We start from the raw sequence: 4,106 nt of genomic DNA, 5'->3' as shown, positions 1-4,106 counted from the left end.
AAGAAACTACCTAAATAGTAAAGAGTGAAAAGTGTAAGCACGCAATGTGTTATTCACTTTTCACTCTTCACTAATCACTATAATCACTTTTCACTAATCACTTTTCCTATTTCTCCTATAGGATAAGAGGCTTGTTCTCCGCTCTGCATGTGCTTGAGGACTGCGGTACCTGCGGAGAGCTCTTCTTCTCCGATGAGTACGACATACTTCACCTTTCGGCTGTCGGCATAGGCCAATTGCTTCTTGAGCTTAGTGGCTTCAGGGTAGAGTTCTACCTTGTGTCCTTGCGCTCTTAGTTGTTGTACCAAGCCAAAAGAAACCAAAGCCTCTCTATCTCCAAAATTCACACATAACACTTCCAAACTCTCTGCTATGGCAGTAGGAAATAATCCTAATTGTTCTAAAACAAGATAGATTCTGTCCAGTCCAAAGGATATTCCAATTCCACTCATCCCTTTAAGGCCAAAGATAGCTGTAAGCTCATCATAACGACCACCTCCTCCTATGGAACCTAAGGAGACTTCACGGGGAGCTGCTACCTCAAAGATAGCCCCTGTATAGTAATTCAGTCCACGAGCTAAGGTTACCTCTAGCTCCAAAGTAGCTGTTTGTAAGCCCAACTGTTGGGTCTGTGCGTGTATAAACTCTAAATCGGCTACTCCTTCTAAGCCTACAGAAGAAGTTGCAAGCAATTCCTTGAGCTGACTTATCTTCTGAGAGAAATCACCCTCAAGAGAGAAAACAGGTTGGATTTTGGCAATTGCTTCCGCCGAGATACCTTTAGAACACATCTCTTCTTCTACCTTTTCCTTACCTATCTTATCAAGCTTGTCCAAAGCTACTGTAAAGTCAATCAGCTTATCAGGTGCCCCAATAATCTCAGCAAAACCAGAGAGTATCTTACGGTGATTCATCTTGATTGTTACTCCCTTGACTTGTAAGGCTGTAAAGACGCTATCATAGAGCTGAACAAACTCCACTTCCTGCCAAAGGCTACGAGCCCCTACCACATCGGCATCGCACTGATAGAACTCTCGATAGCGTCCTTTTTGTGGACGATCTGCACGCCAAACGGGCTGTATCTGATAACGCTTGAAAGGAAAAGCGATCTCATTCTGATGCTGCACCACATAACGAGCAAAAGGTACCGTAAGATCATAGCGCAATGCTTTCTCACTTATTTGAGAAGTAATCCGCTGGCTGTTACGTTCCTCATAAAGATCTTGAGGTACATCCTTTAGAAAATCTCCTGAGTTAAGTATCTTAAAGATAAGGCGATCTCCCTCTTCCCCATACTTACCCATAAGTGTTTCCATATTCTCAAAACTGGGAGTTTCAATAGGCTGAAAACCATAGCTTTCGAAAGCTTGGCGAATAGTCTGAATAATATAATTGCGCTTAGCAACTTCCTCTGGAGAGAAGTCACGTGTTCCTTTGGGTATACTAGGTTTTTGCATTGTACTATGGTTATTATAATAAAGAACAGCTAATCTTCATTAACTGTTCTTTATATTGGCACTTAATTTAATTTCTAAAGATCAATCCACATTATCATGTAGATAGCTGTTATTTTCACGTATTTGAGCTATATTATTGGAATCCAAACTAATAGAACTACGAGAAACCGATGGGGTCATAGTAGTGGAAGAAATATCCACATTCTTTCTCATATAAGCAGGAGTATTCTCTAAATCCTCTATTCTATAATTATTTTGGGAAGAGAACTGATAGCTCATATTCTTAAAGGTCGTTTTACGGTTGGCCGCATTTTCCTTAAGCGCTGAAAGATAAGTGTTATGATTGGTCTCATTAGGTTGTTGTGTGACCTTAGCAGGTTCCTTTATACGTATTTCAGCCTTAAACTCCTCTTCTTCAGTTTCCCTCTGTGGAGAGCGTGCTTGAGTGAGCATCTCCTCCATTTCAAGGTAGTTGTCTAGATTATGTATAATCTTTCCATTTTCTTCAATAGGCGCCACTGCTACTTGCTCCATTACAGGGACTGCTTGGGGCTTTTCTTGCTCCATATAGACTACTTTGCGCTCTACTGCTTGTTGTCTTTGAGGGGCTACTTTAGTGGCTGTTGTTTTTTTTTCTTGGTAGATAACAAAATTTTCCTGCTGAATAGGTACCATGCGCTCCACTACTTCAAAATGAACTGGAAGTTGGTATAGACTCTCATCTATATTTATGGTCTTCGCTTTTTTTTCGGAAGTGGTGTGCAGTGTAATACCCATGCTACTTTTAGTAGAGGCTTCTCCTGCTGGAGCTTGTGGAGTATCTTCCAACTGATAAACTACTTTTTCCTTTTTCTTTAGCGAATTTTCAAAAGAAATATCAGTAAATGAAGAAGTTGTATCCAATTCTTTCACAAATTGGGTATTATCATCCAAGGAATGTACTATCTTCTTAGGTTCAGCATCAATAATTTCATGTTGTTGTTCGGTGGAAAAACCCGTTGCCACAACTGTTACCATTACCTTATCTTCAAGGGAAGGTTCCTCACCCATACCCATGATAATATTGGTCTTATAACCTGTAGCCACTTCTATACCATTTCCAGCCTCACGCTGAATGTATTCGTTAATTTCTCCTACTTCATCCATGGTAATTTCATCTTTTCCATAGAGAATCAGAAGAAGTACATTCTTTGCCCCTGTGATGCGATTATCGTTGAGCAAAGGTGATTCCAAAGCTCCTTTTACTGCATCCAAAGCACGAGTTTCCCCAGTACCATAACCTGTTCCCATGATAGCGGTACCACTATTAGAAAGTACTGTATGTGCATCACGAAGGTCAATATTCATTTCAAACTCCTTGGTGATAACCTCAGCGATACCTTTGGCAGCAATGGTAAGTACTTCATCGGCTTTGGCAAAACCTGTCTTGATACCTAAGTTTCCATAGGTATCACGTAGCTTATTGTTATTGATTACAATGAGTGAATCCAACTGTTTGCGCAAATTCTCAATTCCCTTTTGGGCTTGAGCTAGACGTATCTCCCCTTCAAACTTGAAAGGACTAGTTACAATACCTACGGTAAGGATACCCAAATCGCGACATATCTTAGCAATAATAGGAGCAGCACCTGTACCTGTACCACCACCCATTCCAGCTGTGATAAATACCATTTTGGTATTGTTACCAAGCATAGCCTTTATCTCCTCTATGCTTTCCATAGCGGATTGTTCCCCTACCTCAGGGTTGGAGCCTGCTCCTAAGCCTTCGGTGAGTTCCACTCCTAAATGAATCTTATTTACTATGGGGCTTTTATCCAGCGCTTGGCGGTCAGTATTACAGATAATATAATCCACTCCACGGATATCTTGTTTGTACATGTAGTTTACGGCATTTCCACCACCTCCACCGACACCTATTACCTTAATTAGATTTCCTGTATTTTTGGGAAGATCAAATGTTACATTGTCAAATTCTATTGCCATATTTTTTTGCTGCTTTTTATCGTTATCCTATTTATTAGTGATTAGCTATTTGCAGTTAATTATTACTCTTAAATTACTCATTATCAACAATATTAATCATAAATCATTAGAGGAACGAATGACTATTTTATCCTATATTGTTCTTCGGCAAAATTATTGATTTTTTTCTTAGTTATCAACAAAAAAATGTATTTTGTTTATAACTTTTTTCGTATTAAAATAATTCGTTAATATTCACGCTCTTAAAATATTTCTTTGACAAGATTTTAAAAAATCTCTGCTTTTTTTAGGGAAAAAATAAAAGGTAAAAAGTAATAGTATTACCTTTTACCTTGTAAAGTTCCTTTACTTTTTACCTTTTATCTTTTACCTAATATTTGAGGTAGAGCCAACCTTTCTCAATATGAGATTGGTCGTTGGAGTCTTCGTACTCTAAGATATAGTAGTAAGTACCTTGTGGAAGCTTACTATCTGTACTTATGGTAACACGACCATTGGAATGACCATCAAATGGCTGGTTATTGGTATAACCATCCTTTTCATAGACAAGTACTCCCCAACGGTTGAATATCTTAAGATTATTCTTAGGATAGTACTCTATACCGTCTATCTTGAAATAGTCATTGTGTCCATCTCCATCAGCTGATACCCCATTGTAGATTGTAA

Annotated in this window: 3 protein-coding genes; all 3 read right to left on the bottom strand. The window is 38.9% G+C overall.

Annotated elements, in window-relative coordinates:
* Positions 1-83 precede the first annotated feature (83 nt).
* Complete coding sequence (gene hisS, locus Q0625_RS04155; RefSeq protein WP_298823697.1) at positions 84-1,457, bottom strand: histidine--tRNA ligase; 1,374 nt, start codon at positions 1,455-1,457, stop codon at positions 84-86.
* A gap of 81 nt (positions 1,458-1,538) precedes the next feature.
* Positions 1,539-3,440, bottom strand: coding sequence for a cell division protein FtsZ (gene ftsZ, locus Q0625_RS04150; protein ID WP_298823695.1), 1,902 nt, complete (start codon positions 3,438-3,440; stop codon positions 1,539-1,541).
* A gap of 370 nt (positions 3,441-3,810) precedes the next feature.
* A partial coding sequence (locus tag Q0625_RS04145; protein ID WP_298823693.1) for a gliding motility-associated C-terminal domain-containing protein occupies positions 3,811-4,106 on the bottom strand: 296 nt, incomplete at its 5' end.

The organism is uncultured Capnocytophaga sp., from assembly GCF_938029845.1.
Lineage (GTDB): Bacteria > Bacteroidota > Bacteroidia > Flavobacteriales > Flavobacteriaceae > Capnocytophaga.
Note: the sequence above shows the minus strand (reverse complement) of the source record. Positions and strands in the feature narration are given on the sequence as shown.